This window comes from Nocardia otitidiscaviarum NBRC 14405, from assembly GCF_000308635.1.
Lineage (GTDB): Bacteria > Actinomycetota > Actinomycetes > Mycobacteriales > Mycobacteriaceae > Nocardia > Nocardia otitidiscaviarum.
This window is the reverse complement of record NZ_BAGD01000084.1, coordinates 51,136-68,786: the sequence shown is the minus strand read 5'-3', so window position 1 is coordinate 68,786 and position 17,651 is coordinate 51,136. Positions and strand designations below refer to the sequence as shown.

General features: G+C 69.3%; 13 protein-coding genes. 6 read left to right on the top strand and 7 right to left on the bottom strand.

Translation table 11 applies throughout. The annotated features are described in order from the left end of the window. Nucleotides 1-17: 17 nt before the first annotated feature. Complete coding sequence (locus ON31_RS18675) at nt 18-947, bottom strand: ribose-phosphate diphosphokinase (RefSeq protein WP_172544803.1); 930 nt, start codon at nt 945-947, stop codon at nt 18-20. Between the two features lie 384 nt (nt 948-1,331). Between ON31_RS18675 and ON31_RS18670 the strand changes: the two genes are divergently transcribed. The 3 genes from ON31_RS18670 (at nt 1,332) to ON31_RS18660 (ending at nt 6,312) form a co-directional block, all read left to right on the top strand. Next, nucleotides 1,332-3,542, top strand: a complete 2,211-nt coding sequence (locus tag ON31_RS18670; RefSeq protein ID WP_039815370.1) for a SulP family inorganic anion transporter — start codon at nt 1,332-1,334, stop codon at nt 3,540-3,542. A gap of 202 nt (nt 3,543-3,744) precedes the next feature. Beyond that, entirely contained in the window at nt 3,745-5,946 is a 2,202-nt protein-coding gene (locus ON31_RS18665) for a SulP family inorganic anion transporter (protein WP_039815369.1), read from the top strand. A 75-nt stretch (nt 5,947-6,021) separates the two neighbouring features. Further along, complete coding sequence (locus ON31_RS18660) at nt 6,022-6,312, top strand: hypothetical protein (protein ID WP_039815368.1); 291 nt, start codon at nt 6,022-6,024, stop codon at nt 6,310-6,312. A 194-nt stretch (nt 6,313-6,506) separates the two neighbouring features. Here ON31_RS18660 and eutC read toward each other — a convergent pair whose 3' ends face one another. The 6 genes from eutC to ON31_RS18630 all read right to left on the bottom strand — a co-directional run bounded on the left by eutC (nt 6,507) and on the right by ON31_RS18630 (nt 13,706). Continuing rightward, nucleotides 6,507-7,439, bottom strand: a complete 933-nt coding sequence (gene eutC, locus ON31_RS18655) for an ethanolamine ammonia-lyase subunit EutC (protein WP_081592555.1) — start codon at nt 7,437-7,439, stop codon at nt 6,507-6,509. After that, nucleotides 7,436-8,848 carry an ethanolamine ammonia-lyase subunit EutB gene (locus tag ON31_RS18650; protein ID WP_039815366.1) on the bottom strand — a complete coding sequence of 471 codons (1,413 nt, stop codon included), beginning with the start codon at nt 8,846-8,848 and terminating at the stop codon, nt 7,436-7,438. Before ON31_RS18650 ends, eutC begins: the two co-directional genes overlap by 4 nt. After that, nucleotides 8,845-10,287, bottom strand: a complete 1,443-nt coding sequence (gene eat, locus ON31_RS18645; RefSeq protein WP_039815407.1) for an ethanolamine permease — start codon at nt 10,285-10,287, stop codon at nt 8,845-8,847. The genes ON31_RS18650 and eat overlap by 4 nt, the downstream gene beginning before the upstream one ends. A gap of 37 nt (nt 10,288-10,324) precedes the next feature. Continuing rightward, nucleotides 10,325-10,858: a DUF779 domain-containing protein gene (locus ON31_RS18640; protein ID WP_039815364.1), complete on the bottom strand. Its 534-nt coding sequence runs from the start codon at nt 10,856-10,858 to the stop codon at nt 10,325-10,327. Beyond that, complete coding sequence (gene adh / locus ON31_RS18635) at nt 10,858-12,381, bottom strand: aldehyde dehydrogenase (RefSeq protein ID WP_039815363.1); 1,524 nt, start codon at nt 12,379-12,381, stop codon at nt 10,858-10,860. The genes ON31_RS18640 and adh overlap by 1 nt, the downstream gene beginning before the upstream one ends. Nucleotides 12,382-12,473: 92 nt before the next feature. Next, entirely contained in the window at nt 12,474-13,706 is a 1,233-nt protein-coding gene (locus ON31_RS18630) for a transcriptional regulator (RefSeq protein WP_255222165.1), read from the bottom strand. A gap of 291 nt (nt 13,707-13,997) precedes the next feature. On the opposite strand from ON31_RS18630, the gene ON31_RS18625 reads away from it, so the two are divergent. From ON31_RS18625 to thrS, 3 genes are all read left to right on the top strand, one after another. Next, the gene (locus ON31_RS18625) at nt 13,998-14,426 is read left to right on the top strand and encodes a TIGR02611 family protein (RefSeq protein ID WP_039815359.1); all 429 of its coding nucleotides are present in this window, start codon (nt 13,998-14,000) and stop codon (nt 14,424-14,426) included. Next, entirely contained in the window at nt 14,393-15,130 is a 738-nt protein-coding gene (locus tag ON31_RS18620; protein WP_039815356.1) for a (2Fe-2S)-binding protein, read from the top strand. The genes ON31_RS18625 and ON31_RS18620 overlap by 34 nt, the downstream gene beginning before the upstream one ends. Before the next feature lie 458 nt (nt 15,131-15,588). Continuing rightward, the gene (gene thrS / locus ON31_RS18615) at nt 15,589-17,646 is read left to right on the top strand and encodes a threonine--tRNA ligase (RefSeq protein WP_039815354.1); all 2,058 of its coding nucleotides are present in this window, start codon (nt 15,589-15,591) and stop codon (nt 17,644-17,646) included. Nucleotides 17,647-17,651: the final 5 nt, after the last annotated feature.

Genomic DNA, 17,651 nt, shown 5'->3' with positions numbered 1-17,651 from the left:
GTATGAGGATCGGGGGCTCACCGGTGCGCGGCCAGTTCGGCCAGCGGTCTGTCCTGGTGCAGGCGTGCGATGGCGTCGGCCAGCAGCGGGCCGACCGAGCACACGTCCAGCGGGGCGGCGGTATCGCGGTGCGCCACCGTGTCGGTGACCAGCACCCGGCGCAGGCCCAGGGCGCGCAGCCGTTCGGTGGCGGCGGGCAGCAGCGGGCCGTGCGTGGCGGCCACGACCACATCGCGGGCGTGGTAGTGCAGGATGTGCAGCGACGCCTCGATGGTCGCGCCGGTGGCGATCATGTCGTCCACGATCACCGTGGGCCGACCCTCGATATCGCCGATGAGTTCCACGGCGCTGACCTCGGTGCCGCTCTGCCGGAACTTGCGCACGATGGCGACCGAGGTGCCGAGCGCGGCCGCGTACCGTTCGGCCAGCGGACCGGCCCCCAGGTCCGGGGCGACGACGACCGTGCGGTCGGTGCGGCCCGCGGTGAGCCGCGACGCCAGCAGCGGTACCGCCGACAGCGTCTCGACCGGAATCGGGGACATGGCCTCCAGCGTCGGCGTATGCGGATCGACCACCACCAGCCGTTCCGCTCCCGCCTGGGCGATGGCCTCGCACACCAGCCGCGCGCCGAGCGACTCCCCGGTGTGGGTGCGTCGATCCTGCCGCACGTAGCCGAGGTAGGGGACCACCGCCGTCACCCGCCGTGCCCGCGCCCGCCGACACGCGTCCAGCAACAGCAGCAATTCCATGAGCGAGTCGTTGGCGGGCGGCGCGGTCGGCTGCACGACGTACACGTCGTGGCCGCCGACATGTTCCACCCGGGGCCGCAACTCCCCGTCGGGGAATCGCTCGACCGCCGATGCCCCGGAGGTGACGTCGAGAGCGTCGGCGATCGATTCGGCCAATCGCGGGTTGGCACTACCGGAAACAATGCGCAGCGAGGACATGGGTCCGCCTCCTAATCACCGGATGCGCGCCGGGTGCGTGGAGCCGCGCCCGTCGTCTCACTGTCCGTCCCGGCCGGTGCCGTGGAGCAGTGCCGATCGCCACCGGATGCGATGACCTAGGCCATGTGTGCGCGGCGCGGAATTCGGAACCGGGTCCTGGCCGCAGTCCGTTTGATGGTGGCGCAGGTCACAGTTTGATAGCGGTTCGGGCAAAGCCTTTTCGTCGTCTTTGCTCAGTCTTTACGATTAGCGCGACCTTCGATCGGGCCGCGTTTCCAGCGGCCCACGATCGGTCGGCTCTACAGCTTCGCCCGCCCGCGCTCGATGCCAGTACATGTTGACCGATGAACCGGATCGGCCGAGCCGATTCGGCGAAGGAGAGATATGTCGACCGACACCGAACCAGCCGTCCGGACGTCGCTACCCGGTTTCGCCGCCGTACTCCGCCACGATGTGCCCGCTTCCCTCGTGGTGTTCCTGGTCTCCCTGCCGCTGTCCATCGGGATCGCCGTCGCCGCGGGCGCGCCGGTGGCCGCCGGACTCATCGCCGCCGTGGTGGGCGGCGTCGTCGCGGGCATGCTGGGCCGGTCGGCCTTGCAGGTGAGCGGGCCGACGGCGGCGCTCACCGTGGTGGTCGCCGAGTCGATCAACCAATTCGGCTGGGCAGCAACCTGTTTCATCACGATGCTGGCGGGGCTGCTGCAAATCGGTTTCGGGTTGAGCCGGATCGCGCGCGCCGCGCTGGCCATCGCGCCGGTGGTGGTGCACGCCATGCTGGCGGGCATCGGCGTGGTTATCGCACTCCAGCAGGTGCACGTACTGCTCGGCGGCGGCTCGCTCAGCTCCTCCTGGGACAGCATCACCGGGCTGCCGCACCAGCTGCGCACCGCCGACGGCGGCGACCTGTTCATCGGCGTGCTCGTGATCGCCATCCTGATCGGCTGGAAGTACATGCCCCGGCCGCTGCGTCCCGTCCCGGGTCCGCTGGTGGCGGTCCTGGTGGCCGTGCTGCTGGCCGCCGTGCTGCCGATCGACGTCGAGCGCATCGTGCTGAACGGCTCACTGCTCGACGAGATGCGCATTCCCGAACTGCCGCAGGGCAATTGGACCGCCATCGCCTTCACCGCCGTGAGCGTCGCGCTCATCGCCAGTGTGGAGACCCTGCTCTCCGCGGTCGCCGTGGACCGCATGCGGCCCAACCGTCGCACCGATCTGGACCGGGAACTGATCGGGCAGGGCGGCGCCAACATGGTGTCCGGACTCATCGGCGGCCTGCCCATCGCCGCCGTCATCGTCCGCAGCATCACCAATGTGAAAGCCGGAGCGCGCACCAAGGTTTCGACCATGCTGCACGGGCTGTGGATCCTGATCTTCTCGGTAGTGCTGGTCGGGGTGGTGCAGCAGATCCCCAAGGCGGCGCTGGCCGGGCTGCTCATCGTGGTGGGCGTGCAGCTCATCAAGCTCGCGCACATCCGCCGCGCACAGCGCACCGGCGATCTGGTGGTGTACGCGGCCACCGTGGTGGGGGTGGTCTTCTGGAATCTGTTGCTGGGCATGGTCGTCGGGTTGGTGCTCGCCTTCGCGCTGCTGCTGGTGCGGGTGGTGCGGGTGACCGTCACCGCCGCCCCCGACGACGGCGGCCGGTGGCGGGTGGTGGTGGACGGCACCTGCACCTTCCTGGCGCTGCCCAAGCTCACCAGCGAGCTGGCCAAGGTGCCCGCCGGTGTGGACGTGACGGTGGAGTCGACCGTCGACTTCCTCGACCACGCCGCCTACGACGCCATCGAGGAATGGGCGAAGCAGCATCGAAGTGGCGGCGGCACCGTGGAATTCGTCGATATCGGAACGGTGCGGATGGCCGCAGCCGTGGACGGGCCGCCCGCGCGTGGCCAGTCCCGGCTGCTACTGGACGAGGTGCTCGGCCCATGGCGGCGCACCGCGGTCACGGCCGATCCGATCGTCGCGGGCGTGGCCGCCTATCACCGGCGCAACGCGCACGTCATGCGCACGCACCTGGATGTGCTGCGCAACGGTCAGGAACCGGATTCGCTCTTCCTGGCCTGCGCGGATTCGCGGATCGTGCCGAATGTGATCACCAACAGCGGTCCGGGTGACCTGTTCACCGTGCGCAATGTCGGAAATCTGGTGCCCGCCGACGGCTGTGACGCGTCCATGGAGGCGGCGCTCATCTACGCGCTGGACAAACTCGACGTGCGCTCGGTGGTGGTGTGTGGACACTCCGGCTGCGGGGCCATGGAGGCGCTGTGCGCCGAATCGGTCACCGGCTCCGGGCTGGACGACTGGCTGGCGCACGCGCGGCCGAGCCTGCTGCGCTACCGACTCGGGCATCCGGTGGGCGCGGCCGCCGCGGCGGCGGGGTTCGGTGCGGTCGATCAGCTGGGGATGGTGAATGTTGCGGTGCAACTCGAGACGCTGCACGCGCACCCGGTGGTGCGGCGCGGGGTGGAGGAGCGCGGCGTGGTCGTCTCGGGGTTGTTCTTCGATATCGCCACCGCGCGCGTGGTGGAGATCACGGTCGACGGGATCGCCGAGATCGACGACGTCGGACGTCGGGTTTCGGCACAGCCGGTGTGAGCGGGGCGGGCGTGGATACAGGGCGTTCACGCACCATTCCCATTGGTGGACAGGTTTTCTCAGGCTTTGCTAAGTCTTTACCCTTAGCCTTGCCTTCACTTCCCGGCGATCTTGTGGTCAACGTCGCCCGCAAACCGCTTTCCTCGATGCCCTTGTTCGACATCGTCCGGGTCACCCTCGTCAGACCTGGTGAAGGAGAAGTATGTCCCTCGACACCGCCTCGCAGCAGAGCTCCGGTGAATCACGCTGGCAAACCCTGCTGCGCCACGATCTGCCCGCGTCACTCGTGGTATTCCTCGTCGCCCTACCCCTCTCACTCGGCATCGCCGTCGCCTCCGACGCGCCCATCGCCGCCGGACTCATCGCCGCCGTGGTCGGCGGCGTGGTGGTGGGCCTGTTCGGTGGTTCCCCGCTACAGGTGAGCGGCCCGGCTGCGGGCCTGACCGTGGTGGTCGCCGAAACCATCAACCAATTCGGCTGGAAGACAGCCTGTTTCATCACCGCCGCGGCGGGCGTGCTGCAAATCCTGTTCGGCCTCAGCCGGATCGCCCGCGCCGCCCTCGCCATCGCACCCGTGGTGGTGCACGCCATGCTCGCCGGTATCGGCATCACCATCGCCCTGCAGCAGGTGCACGTGCTGCTGGGCGGATCGTCGCAGAGTTCGGCCCTGGCGAATATCACCGAACTGCCCACCCAACTGATCAACCTGCACGGCGTCGACGTCCTGATCGGCGGCGTGGTCATCGCCATCATGTTGGGCTGGAAGTACCTACCCGCCAAGATCCGCGTGGTGCCCGGACCGCTGGTGGCCGTGCTGGTCGGCACCCTGCTGTCGCTGGTGGTGCCCGCCGATGTGGAGCGCATCGCGCTGAGCGGCTCGCTGTTCGACGCCATCGGCCTGCCCGAGATGCCCAGCGGGAACTGGGGTGCGATGGTGCTCGCCGTGCTGACCGTCGCGCTCATCGCGAGCGTGGAGAGCCTGCTGTGCGCGGTGGCCGTGGACAAGATGCACACCGGCCCGCGCACCAACTTCGACCGTGAACTCGTGGCCCAGGGCGTGGCCAACACCACCTCCGGTCTGCTCGGCGGGCTGCCGGTGACCGGTGTGATCGTGCGCTCGGCCAGCAATGTGCAGGCCGGAGCGCGCACCCGGGCCTCGGCTCTGCTGCACGGCATCTGGGTGCTGGTCTTCTCGGTGGCCCTGGTCGGCGTCGTGGAGCAGATCCCCAAATCCGTGCTGGCGGGCCTGCTCATCGTGGTCGGCATCCAGCTCGTCAAACTCGCGCACATCCGACTCGCCAAGCGCACCGGTGACCTGCTGGTCTACCTGGTCACCGTCACGGGCGTGGTGTTCCTGAACCTGCTCGAGGGCGTGCTGATCGGTCTGGGCCTGGCCTTCGCGCTGCTGCTGTGGCGCGTGGTGCGGGTCGTGGTGTCGGCCGAACACGTGGACGCCGACCGCTGGGTGGTCCGGGTCGAGGGCACCTGCACCTTCCTGGCGCTGCCCCGACTCTCCTCGGAGCTGGCCAAGGTGCCCGCCGGAGCCGACGTACTGCTGGAACTGAGCGTCGACTTCCTCGACCACGCCGCCTACGAAGCCATCCACGACTGGGCGCGCCAACACGAAAGCACCGGCGGCGCCGTGGAATTCGTGGAACTGGGCACCGTGGACATGTCCCGCGCCCTGGCCGGTCCGCCCGAACGCGGACATGCGCGCGGCCTGCTGAACGATGTGCTGCGGCCGTGGCGCGACACCGAAGGCAACCCCATCACCGCGGGCGTCGCCGCCTACCACCGTCGCAACGCCCACGTGGTGCGCCCGCACCTGGACGAGCTGCGCGACGGCCAGGCGCCGCATTCGCTCTTCCTCACGTGCGCCGACTCGCGCATCGTCCCGAACGTCATCACCAACACCGGTCCGGGTGACCTGTTCACCGTCCGCAATGTCGGCAATCTGGTGCCCGGCCACGGCCGCGACACCTCCCTGGAGGCCGCCCTCACCTTCGCCCTCCAGGAACTGCGCGTCGAGCACCTGGTGGTGTGCGGTCACTCCGGCTGCGGTGCCATGAAGGCGCTGCGTGCGGGCGTACCCGACGGCCCCGGCCTCGGCGACTGGCTCCGCCACGCCCTGCCCAGCCTGGACCGCTACCGCCTCGGCCACCCCGTCGCCCGCGCGGCGGCGAACGCCGGTTTCGACGAGACCGACCAGCTGAGCATGGTGAATGTCGCGGTCCAGGTGGAAACCCTGCTCACCCACCCGGAAGTCCGCCGCGCCGTCCTCGAACGCGGTATCACGGTGTCGGGCCTGTTCTTCGACATCGCCACCGCCCGCGTCCTCCAGGTCACCGCCGAGGACATCGCCGATATCGACGACCCTGAACTAGCGGAGCTAGCCGGGGTGTAGACGACAACCGCACAGCGGTCGCCAGGGCGCGGATTCGAACCGAATCCGCGCCCTCGGCGTGCGAGCCGCACCGCCATGGGTCCCGGAACAGCGGACCCGGCGACGGTCGCGGGTATCGGCACCGCGGATCAGGCGGTGACCGCGAATCCCGCGACGGTTGCGAATCCCGCCACCGCGAACTTGGCGGTGACCGCGCATCCCGCCACGGCGAACCTGGCGGTGACGGCGAGTCCCGCTACCGCGAACTTGGCGGTGGCCGCGAGTCCCGCTACCGCGAACCTGGCGGTGACCGCGTATCCCGCTACCGCGAATCCGGTGACGGCCGCGATTCTTATCGTCCTCGCGAACCCAACCGCGCGCGAATAGCGCTGCCCCAGTACGGCCCCGGTTCTGCAATCACGCACCAGCAGCGAACCGCACGGCTAAATCCCTTGCCGCGCAAGGTATCCGCCATGGCCTGAGCGGCTTTTCGTTCGCGCGGCATTCGCCTCGTGGAGACAGCTTCCCCACGGCCGTTCGAATCGGCACCGTGCGGGTTCGGTGAGGGGCAGGCGGTGGTCTCACGGCACGGCCGCGCCGTTCCGGGGTGCGGATTCGAGTGTTCTCATCTCGTGTGCCGGACCTGTGAGGGGGTCGGCGCGGGAGGTGTCCTTCAGGTCGACGCCGGAGCGGCCGAGGCGGCGGGCTCCGGCGACGAGGCCGGCGACCACGCGGGCCGCTTGTTCGTAGCCGAGACCCTCCGGGGGATGGATGTTGGAGACGCAGTTGCGGTCGGCGTCGGTGCGGCCCGGGCGGGGGTGGTGGGTGAGGTAGATGCCGAGGCTGTCGGCTACCGAGAGGCCGGGGCGTTCACCGATGAGGACGATCAGGGTGCGGACGCCCTGGGCCGATGCGATGTGGTCGCCGAGGGCCACGCGGGCCTGGGTGGCGATGACCGGTGGGGCGAGCGAATAGTGTTCGGCGAGTTCGGAGGCCAGGGCGGACAGCAGGGGAGCGCCGTGGTCCATGAGGGCGCGGGGAGACAGGCCGTCGGCGAGGACGAAGCCGATATCGGCACCGCTGCGCGGGACGTGGGTCAGGTCGTGCGGAAGGCGGCCCAGGTCGGGGCGGCGCAGGTACTCGGGGCGGTCGGCGGCGCGACTGCGCACCACCACCGGGGTGCCGAGGCCGACCGCTTCGATGTGGGGCACCAGTGCCGCGGTGTCCATCGGCAGGTGGACCGCGTCGCGGGCCGCGGCATGGGCCGCCCGGAATTCCAGCACGCGGGCGGTCGGCAGCGCGTCACCCGCGCGGCCGAGACCGATTCGGGACTGAGTCGCCGAGCGCAAGGCGTTCCAGAAGTCCTGTGCCCCTTGTGTATTGCTCGTCGATTGTGCGGTGCCCGCCGTGCGTTCGGTTCCTACCGCGTGCTTGGTGTCTGCTGTGCGTTCGGTGCCCACGGCGTGCTCGGTGCTTGCCGTGTGTTCGACGTTGGCCGTGTGCTCGATGCTCATAGCGCTCCCGTGAGGGCGCGCAGTGGGGAGGCGGTGATCTCCACCGGCAGCACCCGACCGGAGTCGTCGGCCATGCCGAGCCCTCGCAACCACGTCTCGAATTCCGGTGCGGCGCGCAACCCCAGCACTCGGCGGGCGTAGAGCGCGTCGTGGAAGCTGAGACTCTGATAGCCGAGCATGACGTCGTCCGCCCCCGGCACTGCGATGACGAAGGCCGCACCGGCCGCGCCGAGCAGGGTGAGCAGCGTGTCCATATCGTCCTGGTCGGCCTCGGCGTGGTTGGTGTAGCAGACATCCACGCCCATGGGCAGGCCCAGCAGTTTCCCGCAGAAGTGGTCCTCGAGTCCGGCGCGGATGATCTGCTTGCCGTCGTAGAGGTATTCGGGACCGATGAACCCGACCACCGTGTTCACCAGCAGTGGCCGCAGTTCCCGCGCCACCGCGTAGGCCCGCGTCTCCAAGGTCTGCTGGTCCACGGGCTTGCCGCCGGTGCCGAGGTGCGCGCCCGCCGAGAGCGCCGACCCCTGTCCGGTCTCCAGGTACATGACATTGTCGCCGACCGTCCCGCGCCGCAGCGAGCGTGCCGCCTCCTCGGCCTCCCGCAGCAACGAGATGTTCACGCCGAAACCGGAATTCGCGCCCTCGGTGCCCGCGATGGACTGGAATACGAGGTCCACCGGCACACCCTGCTCGAGCAATTCGATGGTCGTGGTGACATGGGACAGCACACACGACTGGGTGGGGATGGCGAACCGCTGCCGGATGTCGTCGAGCAGATAGAGCAGTTCGGCGGTGGCGTGCGGCGAATCGGTTGCCGGGTTGATGCCGATCACGGCGTCCCCGCAGCCGAGCAGCAGTCCGTCCAGCGTCGCGGCCGCGATACCGCGCGCGTCATCGGTGGGATGGTTGGGTTGCAGCCGGGTGCTCAGCCGTCCCGGCAGCCCGATGGTGGTGCGGAAGGCCGCCGTCACCTCGATGGCGCGGGCGACGGCGATGAGATCCTGATTGCGCATGAGCTTGCTGACCGCCGCCACCATCTCCGGCGTGAGCCCGGGGGAGATCGCCGCCAGGCGCGCGGCGGCGTCCGGGCGTGCGGCGGTCTCCAACAGCCAGTCCCGCAGCCCGCCCACGGTGAGATGCGAGATCGCTTGGAAGGCAAGCCGATCGTGGCTGTCGATGATCAGCCGGGTTACCTCGTCGGTCTCGTAGGGCACCAGCGGTTCGAGCAGGAACCGCTCCAACGGCACCTCGGCGAGCGCCCACTGCGCGGCGGCCCGCTCGGCATCGGATTCCGCCGCGCACCCGGCCAATTCGTCGCCTCCGCGGCGCGGCGTCGCCTTGGCCATCAGCTCGACCAGTCCGTCGAAGCTGTAGCCGACACCGCGAATTCGCTGGTGGTAGCGCGTCACCGCAATTCCTCCTCGGCCTCGGCCAGGGCCGCGAACTCCTCATCGGGTGAGTTGGCGACCAGGTGATGGCGGCTGTAGAGCCCGAAGTAGGCCATGAAGCCCGCGAAGGCGACCAGGGTCCAGGCCGCCGCGGTGCGGTCGACCAGGAAGGTGGCGATCACCGCGGCACAGGCGACGACCAGGGCGAATCCGGTGGTCACCACGCCGCCCGGGGTACGGTACGGCCGCCGCATACCGGGCACGCGCACCCGCAGCACGATATGGCTCACCATCATGAGCACGTAGCTGACCGCCGCGCCGAAGACGGCCATGTTCAGCAGCATCGCGCCTTCGCCGGTCAGCGAGAGTCCGAAGCCGATCACGCCGGGCACGATGAGCGCGAGCATCGGCGCTTTGCGGGAGTTGGTGACCGACAGGCTGGTCGGCAGGTATCCGGCCCGTGACAGCGCGAAGGTCTGCCGGGAGTAGGCGTAGACGATGGAGAAGAAGCTGGCCACCAGTCCGGCCAGGCCGATGTAGTTGACCACCCGCGCCGTCGAGGAATCGCCGAGCGCCTCGACGAGCGGATTGCCCGAGGCCGACAGTGCGTCCGCCCCCTGGGCTCCGGTGGCCAGGAACAGCACCGACGCGCCGGTGACGATGAGCACCAGCATGCTGATGATGATGCCCTTGGGCACGTTCTTCTCCGGCTCGCGCGCCTCCTCCGCGGCCAGCGGCACACCCTCCACCGCCAGGAAGAACCAGATGGCGAACGGCACCGCCGCCCAGATGCCGAAGTACCCGAACGGCAGGAACGACGAACTGCCCACGGCGTCCGGATCGGCTGGAATATCGGTCAGATTGGCGGTGTCGAACATGCCCCACGCCGACACCGCGAACACCAGCAGACCGACCAGCGCGATGGCGGTGATGACGAACATGGCCTTGAGCGCCTCCCCCGCCCCGGCCAGGTGGATGCCGATGAACAGCGCGTACACCGCGAGATACACCCACCAGCCGTCGGTGATCCCGAACAGGTTCAGCGATTCCACATACGCGCCGATGAAGGTGGCGATGGCCGCGGGCGCGATGGCGTACTCGATGAGAACCGCGGTGCCCGTGGCGAATCCGCCCCACGGCCCGAGCGCCCGGCGGGCGAAGGTGTAGCCGCCGCCCGCCGCGGGCAGGGCCGAGGACAGTTCCGCCATCCCCAGCACCATGGCCAGGTACATGCCCGCGATCACCACGGTCGCGATGAGCAATCCGCCGAATCCGCCCTGGGCCAGACCGTTGTTCCACCCGGCATAGTCGCCGGAGATCACATAGCTGACGCCGAGGCCCGCGAGCAGCACCCAGCCGGCGCTCCCGGATTTCAGGGAGCGCTTGGCGAGATAGGCGCTGTCCTCGAGATGAGTCTCCACATGCTGGTGATGGTGGGGCTCATTGGTGGGGATCGCCATCGCGACCTCCTTCATGCTGAACGAAACACAATGATTTCTAGACTGTTCCGCGACCGGGAACGGGGCAGGCGTCGGCCGCCTCGGCGACCACCTGCGGTTGGGTGGGCGTGGGTGGGCGTTCGCCACTGTCCCAGCCCGCGCCGGTCACCGGCGCGGAATCGGCCAGGGCGGCCAGTTCGTCAGGATCGAAAACCCGTCCACGGCTGAGGAATCGGAAGCCCTCCGGCGATTCGAGGCTGAAACCCGAACCGCGCCCGGGCACCACGTCGAGGACGAGTTGGGTGTGCTGCCAGGCGGCGAACTGCGGACCCGAGATCCACACGGCGGTGGTATCTTCCGGCTCGGGCGCGGTGGTCGGCAGCTCGTCCACGCCGAGCCGCAGATCGAGCAGTCCGAGCAGCACATCGTGATCGCCGACCACGAATTCGCCCGCCGGATAGCACATCGGGGCCGAGCCGTCGCAGCACCCGCCGGACTGGTGCAGCATGAGCGGGCCGTGCCGCCCACGGAGGCGACGGAGCAGATCCATCGCCGCCGCGGTGGCGCGCACCCGTGCGGGGCGCGCGGACATCAGAAGAAGCCCTGGGCCTTCGGCGCGTAGCTCACCAGCAGGTTCTTGGTCTGCTGGTAGTGCTCGAGCATCATGTGGTGGTTCTCGCGGCCGATACCGGACTGCTTGTAGCCGCCGAACGCCGCGTGCGCCGGGTACTGGTGGTAGGTGTTGGTCCACACCCGCCCGGCCTGGATATCGCGACCGGCCCGGTAGGCCACGCCGCCGTCGCGGGACCACACGCCCGCGCCGAGTCCGTACAGGGTGTCGTTGGCGGTCTTGATGGCATCGTCGTAGTCGGCGAACCGGGTCACCGAGACCACCGGGCCGAAGATCTCCTCCTGGAAGATGCGCATGGCGTTGTCGCCCGCGAACACCGTCGGCTGCACGTAGTAGCCGCCGGAGAGATCGCCGCCGAGGTCGGCGCGCTCGCCGCCGGTGAGCAGGGTGGCGCCCTCGCCCTTGCCGATCTCGATGTAGGACAGGATCTTCTCCAGCTGGTCGTTGCTGGCCTGCGCGCCGATCATGGTGTCGGTGTCGAGCGGATCGCCCTGGCGCACCGCCTTGGTGCGCACCACCGCGGCGGCCAGGAACTCGTCGTAGATATCGGACTGGATGAGCGCGCGGGACGGGCAGGTGCAGACCTCGCCCTGGTTCAGCGCGAACATGGTGAAGCCCTCCAGGGCCTTGTCCTGGAAGTCGTCATTGGCGGCGAGCACGTCGGAGAAGAAGATATTCGGGCTCTTGCCGCCCAGTTCGAGGGTGACCGGGATCAGGTTCTGCGAGGCGTACTGCATGATCAGGCGGCCGGTGGTGGTCTCACCGGTGAAGGCGATCTTCTTGATGCGCGGGCTGGACGCGAGCGGCTTGCCCGCCTCCACGCCGAAGCCGTTGACGATGTTCACCACGCCGGGCGGCAGCAGATCGCCGATGACGCTGATCAGGAACATGATCGAGGCGGGAGTCTGCTCGGCGGGCTTGAGCACCACCGCATTGCCCGCGGCCAGGGCGGGGGCGAGCTTCCAGGTGGCCATGAGGATGGGGAAGTTCCACGGAATGATCTGGCCGACCACGCCCAGCGGTTCGTGGAAGTGGTAGGCCACGGTGTCGGCGTCGATCTCCGACAGCGAACCCTCTTGGGCGCGAATGGCTCCGGCGAAGTAGCGGAAGTGGTCGATGGCCAGCGGGATGTCGGCGTTGAGGGTTTCCCGGATGGGTTTGCCGTTGTCCCAGCTCTCGGCGAGGGCGATGGCCTCGAGGTTCTCCTCGATCCGGTCGGCGATCTTGTTGAGCAGGACCGCGCGTTCGGCCGCGGAGGTCTTGCCCCAGACGGGGGCGGCGGCGTGGGCGGCGTCGAGGGCGAGTTCGATGTCCTCGGCGGTGCCGCGGGCCACCTCGCAGAAGGTCTGGCCCGTCACGGGGGTGGGGTTCTCGAAGTACTGGCCCTTGACGGGGGCCACCCATTCGCCGCCGATCCAGTTGTCGTAGCGAGCCTGGAACGACATGGCGGCATCGGGGGTGCCGGGGCGGGCGAAGACGGTCATCGAATGCTCCTCGGTCGGCTGACAGTTCGTGCGTCAGGTGTGATCCGGAACACTAGGAGCGGCCATGTTGCATTACGGTTGCAAGTAACTGGTCAGATGCCCAGCTTCTGGTCGAGAACTCCCAACTGCGCCTTGACCTGCGTGTACATCGGCGACTGCCGGTCCAGCACGGCCAGGTAGGCGGTCCACGCCGCCACATCCTCGCGGCCGTCCACCGACCCGGTCCAGCGGGCGAGCAGGCGGCGATCACCGGACCGCAGCAGGGCCGCGCGCAGCCGCTCCCGCAGCTCGACCCGCAACTCGTCGATGCCGGGAGCCAGCGAGCGCGGCAGAATCGGTCCGGGATAGGCGCGCAGCGCCGCCGCCGTCTCACCGCGGGCGAGTGCGGCGCGCACCTCGTCCACATCGGTGGTGAGGTCGATGAGCAGCCGATACGGCCGCGAGCCGAGTCCACCCTCGCCCAGCAGCTTGCGCACCCGCGACAGCTCCGCGCGCACCGTCACCGGATCGAGTTCGGCCTCGTCGAGCAGGATGGCCAGATGGTCGGCGCTGAGCCCCTCCAGATGCTCGGCCAGCAGCAGCAGGATCTCGGCGTGGCGCTGGCTCAGGCGGACGCGCTCGCCGCCGCGGGTCAGCGTCGGGCGGTGGGGCCCCAGCACCTCGAGCCGTGCGGCCGTGGCTGCCAGGGGTTTCCGCGATTCCAGCAACAGCAGCCGCAGTTCGGATTCGGCCGCCGCCACCGTGGCCCGCACCAGCGACAGCACCTCGGGCGCGGCCACCCGGGGCCCGCCGGTGATATCGATGGCCCCGATGATCGCGCCGCTGAGCGGATCGTGCACCGGGGCGGCCGAACAGCTCCACTCGTGCACCGCGCGATTGAAATGCTCCGCCCCGAAGATCTGCACATGATGGTCGAGGGCGAGCGCGGTACCGGGGGCGTTGGTGCCCACCCGGTCCTCGCTCCAATCCGCGCCCTCCACGAAATTCATGGCCAGCGCGCGATCCTTGACCCGGGAATCGCCCTCCACCCACAGCAGCCGCCCCTGGGCGTCGCTGACGGCCACCAGCAGACCGGATTCGGCGGCGTCCTCCACCAACAGTTTTCGCACCACGGGCTGGATGAGCGCGGTCGGATGATCGGCCCGGTACTGCCGCAGCTCGGACCCGTGCAGGTCCACCACATCGCCGAAGCCGTCCGGATCGACACCGCTGCTGCGGCTGCGCCGCCAGGAATCCAGCACCACCGAGCGCACCGACTCGCCCTCGGGGCGGATCACCGGCAGCGATTCGGCTCCCGCCAGGAACGAACTGTGCGCCGACGACATCCGTCGCGCCAACTGTCCGAGATCATCCCCCGGCCGGAACGCGACCCATGGATTCGCCTGCGCTGCTCTGTTCAATCGGTGTCCTTCGTGCTCTCCCACAAGCACTGTAACACCGGTCACACCCTGGTCAGGGCGGCATCGGCACCGACCCCGGGATCGGGTGGGCGAGGGTCTGCGCCCACCGCGCCACCGGTCGCATCCCGGCATCCCGGACAGTGCCCGCTCGGTGATTCCACCCGGTGAGCGCGGCTCGTCCGGGCTCGCCGCCGCCCGGGTCCGTACCCTGGCGGTGTGGTAACCGCACCGGAATCGACGCCGCCCACGCCGACTCGCTGGCGCGCCTGGCGCGCGGGCGTGGCGCGACGTCCTACGCTGAACCTCGCCTACCGGATCGTGGTGGGCGTGCTGGGTGTCGTGGTCCTGGCGGTGGGGATCCTGGCGATCCCGTACCCGGGTCCGGGCTGGCTGATCGTCTTCGCGGGGCTGGGTATCCTCGCCACCGAATTCGCTTGGGCGCAGCGGGCTCTGCTCTGGACGCGTCGGCGATATCAGTGGGCCATGGGGTGGTACGCCGCCCGCGGGCCGCTGCTGCGCGGACTGGCCGCGATCGCCACGGTGGCGCTGGTGCTGGCGACGCTGTGGCTGCTCGGCACCTTCGGGATGCTCGGCGGCGCGATCGGAGTCGAATGGGAATTCTTGAACAGTCCGCTGTTCCGGTGAACGCGGCCATAGTCCCCGGTGGTGAACTGCTGCGCCGGGAGTGGTTGGCCGAGCGCATCGGCGACATGGGGATCTCCTGGGGCACCGCGGATTCCCGGGTGGCCGGGACGCTGTGGTGGTGTATGGCGGCCTCGTCGCTGGTCACGCCCATCGTCGCCGCCTACGCCGACGGCCGTCCCGCCATGAATCCGGCGCTGGCCCGGATCGCCTGCGAGATCCGCCCCGACGGCGGCGTGGAGCGGGTGCTGTCCATCCCGACGGTGAGCGAGGACGGACAGCTGGACTTCGAGTCCGATTCCGGCCCGCATGCGCCCGATGCCCCGGTGCGCGCGGGCGACGCGGGCCCGTCGTGCTGCGCCACCTCCGTCGGCCCGGCCCTGCGTCATACGCTCGCCGAGGTGATTCCGCTGGTGGCGGAGGTTTCCGGGGCCGGTCAGGCGTCCCTGTGGGCGATCGTCGCCGACGCCATCGGCAATCGCGCCCTGGACATCGGCGCGCACGAGGCCGGCGCCCGGTTGGCGCGCGAGGTCGCCGGACGGCTGCCGGTGCCGCGCTTCACCGATATCGGCTCGCGCACCTTCGTCCGCCGCATCTCCTGCTGCCTGGTCTTCGAGGTGCCCGGCTGCGAGATGTGCACGAGTTGCCCGAAACGCCCTGCGGCCCAACGGGAAGCGCTGCTGTCGGAGCTGGCCGCGCGCGGCTGAGATACCGACTCCGGCGGACGGGACGCCCAGGTGGGTCGCTCGCAGCCACTCCGGCGAATCCGCTAGCTGACTACACCGCCATATCGCGGCCCGGCTCGCTGTATGCGGGACATGTTCAGGCATGCACCGGTGGTCGCACCGCTCCGGAGGTCGCGGCGCTGTGGACGACGCCGGGTTCGGAAGGCGCAGCGCTCGGGAGATGGGAACAGGGCTTACCGGTGCCGCCGTGCTCGCGGTCGAAACAGCACAGATCACGCGCCCGGCCGGGTCCATCGGCGCGTGGCCGGGGTCGTCCCGATAGCATGGTCGCGCCGGAGGAAGTGTCTCGTGCGGGCGCACGGACGCGTCCGGTCGTGGTTGCCGGGGAATCCGTCCCGGGCGACCGAACACCGCGGGGGTACCCCGCACCGTACGGCGGGCAAACCACCCGCCTCGACAATGCCAAGGAGTGCGCAGCCGTGACCACCTCAGCCCCGAAGAACCCAGCGGCCCTCGTCCGGGTGCCCGCGGGGACTACCGCGGGCGCGGCGGTGCGGGAGGCGGAACTGCCGGGCAAGGGACCCAACGCCGTCATCGTCGTCCGCGACCCGGAGGGCAACCTCAAGGATCTGTCCTGGATTCCGGACACCGACGTCGAGGTGGAGGCGGTCACCGCCGACACCGAGGACGGCCGCAGCGTGATCCGGCATTCGGCCGCGCACGTGCTGGCCCAGGCGGTGCAGCAGGAGTTCCCCGAGGCCAAGCTGGGCATCGGTCCGCCGATCAAGGACGGCTTCTACTACGACTTCCAGGTGGACCGCCCCTTCACCCCGGAGGATCTGGCCAAGCTGGAATCCCGGATGAAGAAGATCATCAAAGGCGCGCAGCGGTTTTCGCGCCGGGTGGTCGAGGTGGAGGACGCCCGCGTCGAACTGGCCAAGGAGCCGTTCAAGCTGGAACTCATCTCCGACAAGTCCGGAATCGACGATCCGGAGGTCATGGAGGTCGGCGGCAAGGAGCTGACCATCTACGACAACCTGGACCCGCGCTCGGGGGAGAAGGTGTGGGGCGACCTGTGCCGCGGCCCGCACATCCCCACCACCAAATACATTCCGGCCTTCAAGCTGACCCGCAGCTCCGCCGCCTACTGGCGCGGTGACCAGAGCCGCGAGGACCTGCAGCGCATCTACGGCACCGCCTGGGAGTCCAGCGAGGCCCAGGACGAGTACCTGCGCCTGCTGGCGGAGGCCGAGAAGCGCGACCACCGCAAGCTGGGCCTGGAACTGGACCTGTTCTCCTTCCCGGACGAGCTGGGCTCGGGCCTGCCGGTGTTCCACCCCAAGGGCGGCATCATCCGCAAGGAACTCGAGGACTACTCGCGCCGCCGCCACATTGCGGCGGGCTACGAGTTCGTCAACACCCCGCACATCACCAAGGGTCATCTGTTCGAGGTCTCCGGCCATCTGGACTGGTACCGCGACGGCATGTTCCCGGCCATGCACCTGGACGCCGAACTCGACGAGGACGGCACCGTACGCAAGCCCGGCCAGGACTACTACGTCAAGCCGATGAACTGCCCGATGCACAACCTGATCTTCCGATCGCGCGGCCGGTCGTACCGGGAACTGCCGCTGCGCATGTTCGAGTTCGGCTCGGTGTACCGCTACGAGAAGTCCGGCGTCATCCACGGTCTGACCCGGGTGCGCGGCATGACCCAGGACGACGCGCACATCTACTGCACCAAGGAGCAGATGCACGCGGAGCTGACCACCACGCTCCAGTTCGTGCTGTCGCTGCTGCGCGACTACGGCCTCGACGACTTCTACCTGGAGCTGTCCACCAAGGATCCCAAGAAGTTCGTCGGCTCCGACGAGCTGTGGGAGGAGGCCACCGAAACCCTGCGCAAGGTGGCCACCGACTCCGGCCTGGACCTGGTGCCGGATCCGGGCGGCGCGGCCTTCTACGGGCCCAAGATCTCCGTGCAGGCCAAGGACGCGCTCGGGCGCACCTGGCAGATGTCCACCATCCAGCTGGACTTCAACCTGCCCGAACGCTTCGAACTGGAGTACACCGGCCGCGACGGGGCCAAGCATCGCCCGGTCATGATCCACCGCGCGCTGTTCGGCTCCATCGAGCGCTTCTTCGGCGTGCTCACCGAGCACTACGCGGGCGCGTTCCCGGCCTGGCTGTCGCCGGTGCAGGTGGTGGGCATCCCGGTCGCGGAGAACTTCGCCGAACACCTCGACGGGGTGGTCGAGGAACTGGCGGCGCAGGGCATCCGCGCCGAGGTCGACCGCGGCGACGACCGCATGCAGAAGAAGATCTTCAACCACACCGCGCAGAAGGTGCCGTTCATGCTGCTCGCGGGTGCGCGGGATGTGGAGGCGGGCGCGGTGAGCTTCCGCTTCCGCGACGGCACCCAGGTGAACGGTGTGCCGGTCGCCGACGCGATCGCCACCATCGTGGACTGGGTGCAGCGCCGCGAGAACACCTCTCCGACCGCGGAGGGGTTCGAAATCCGCAAGGGTGAGCAATGAGCGAA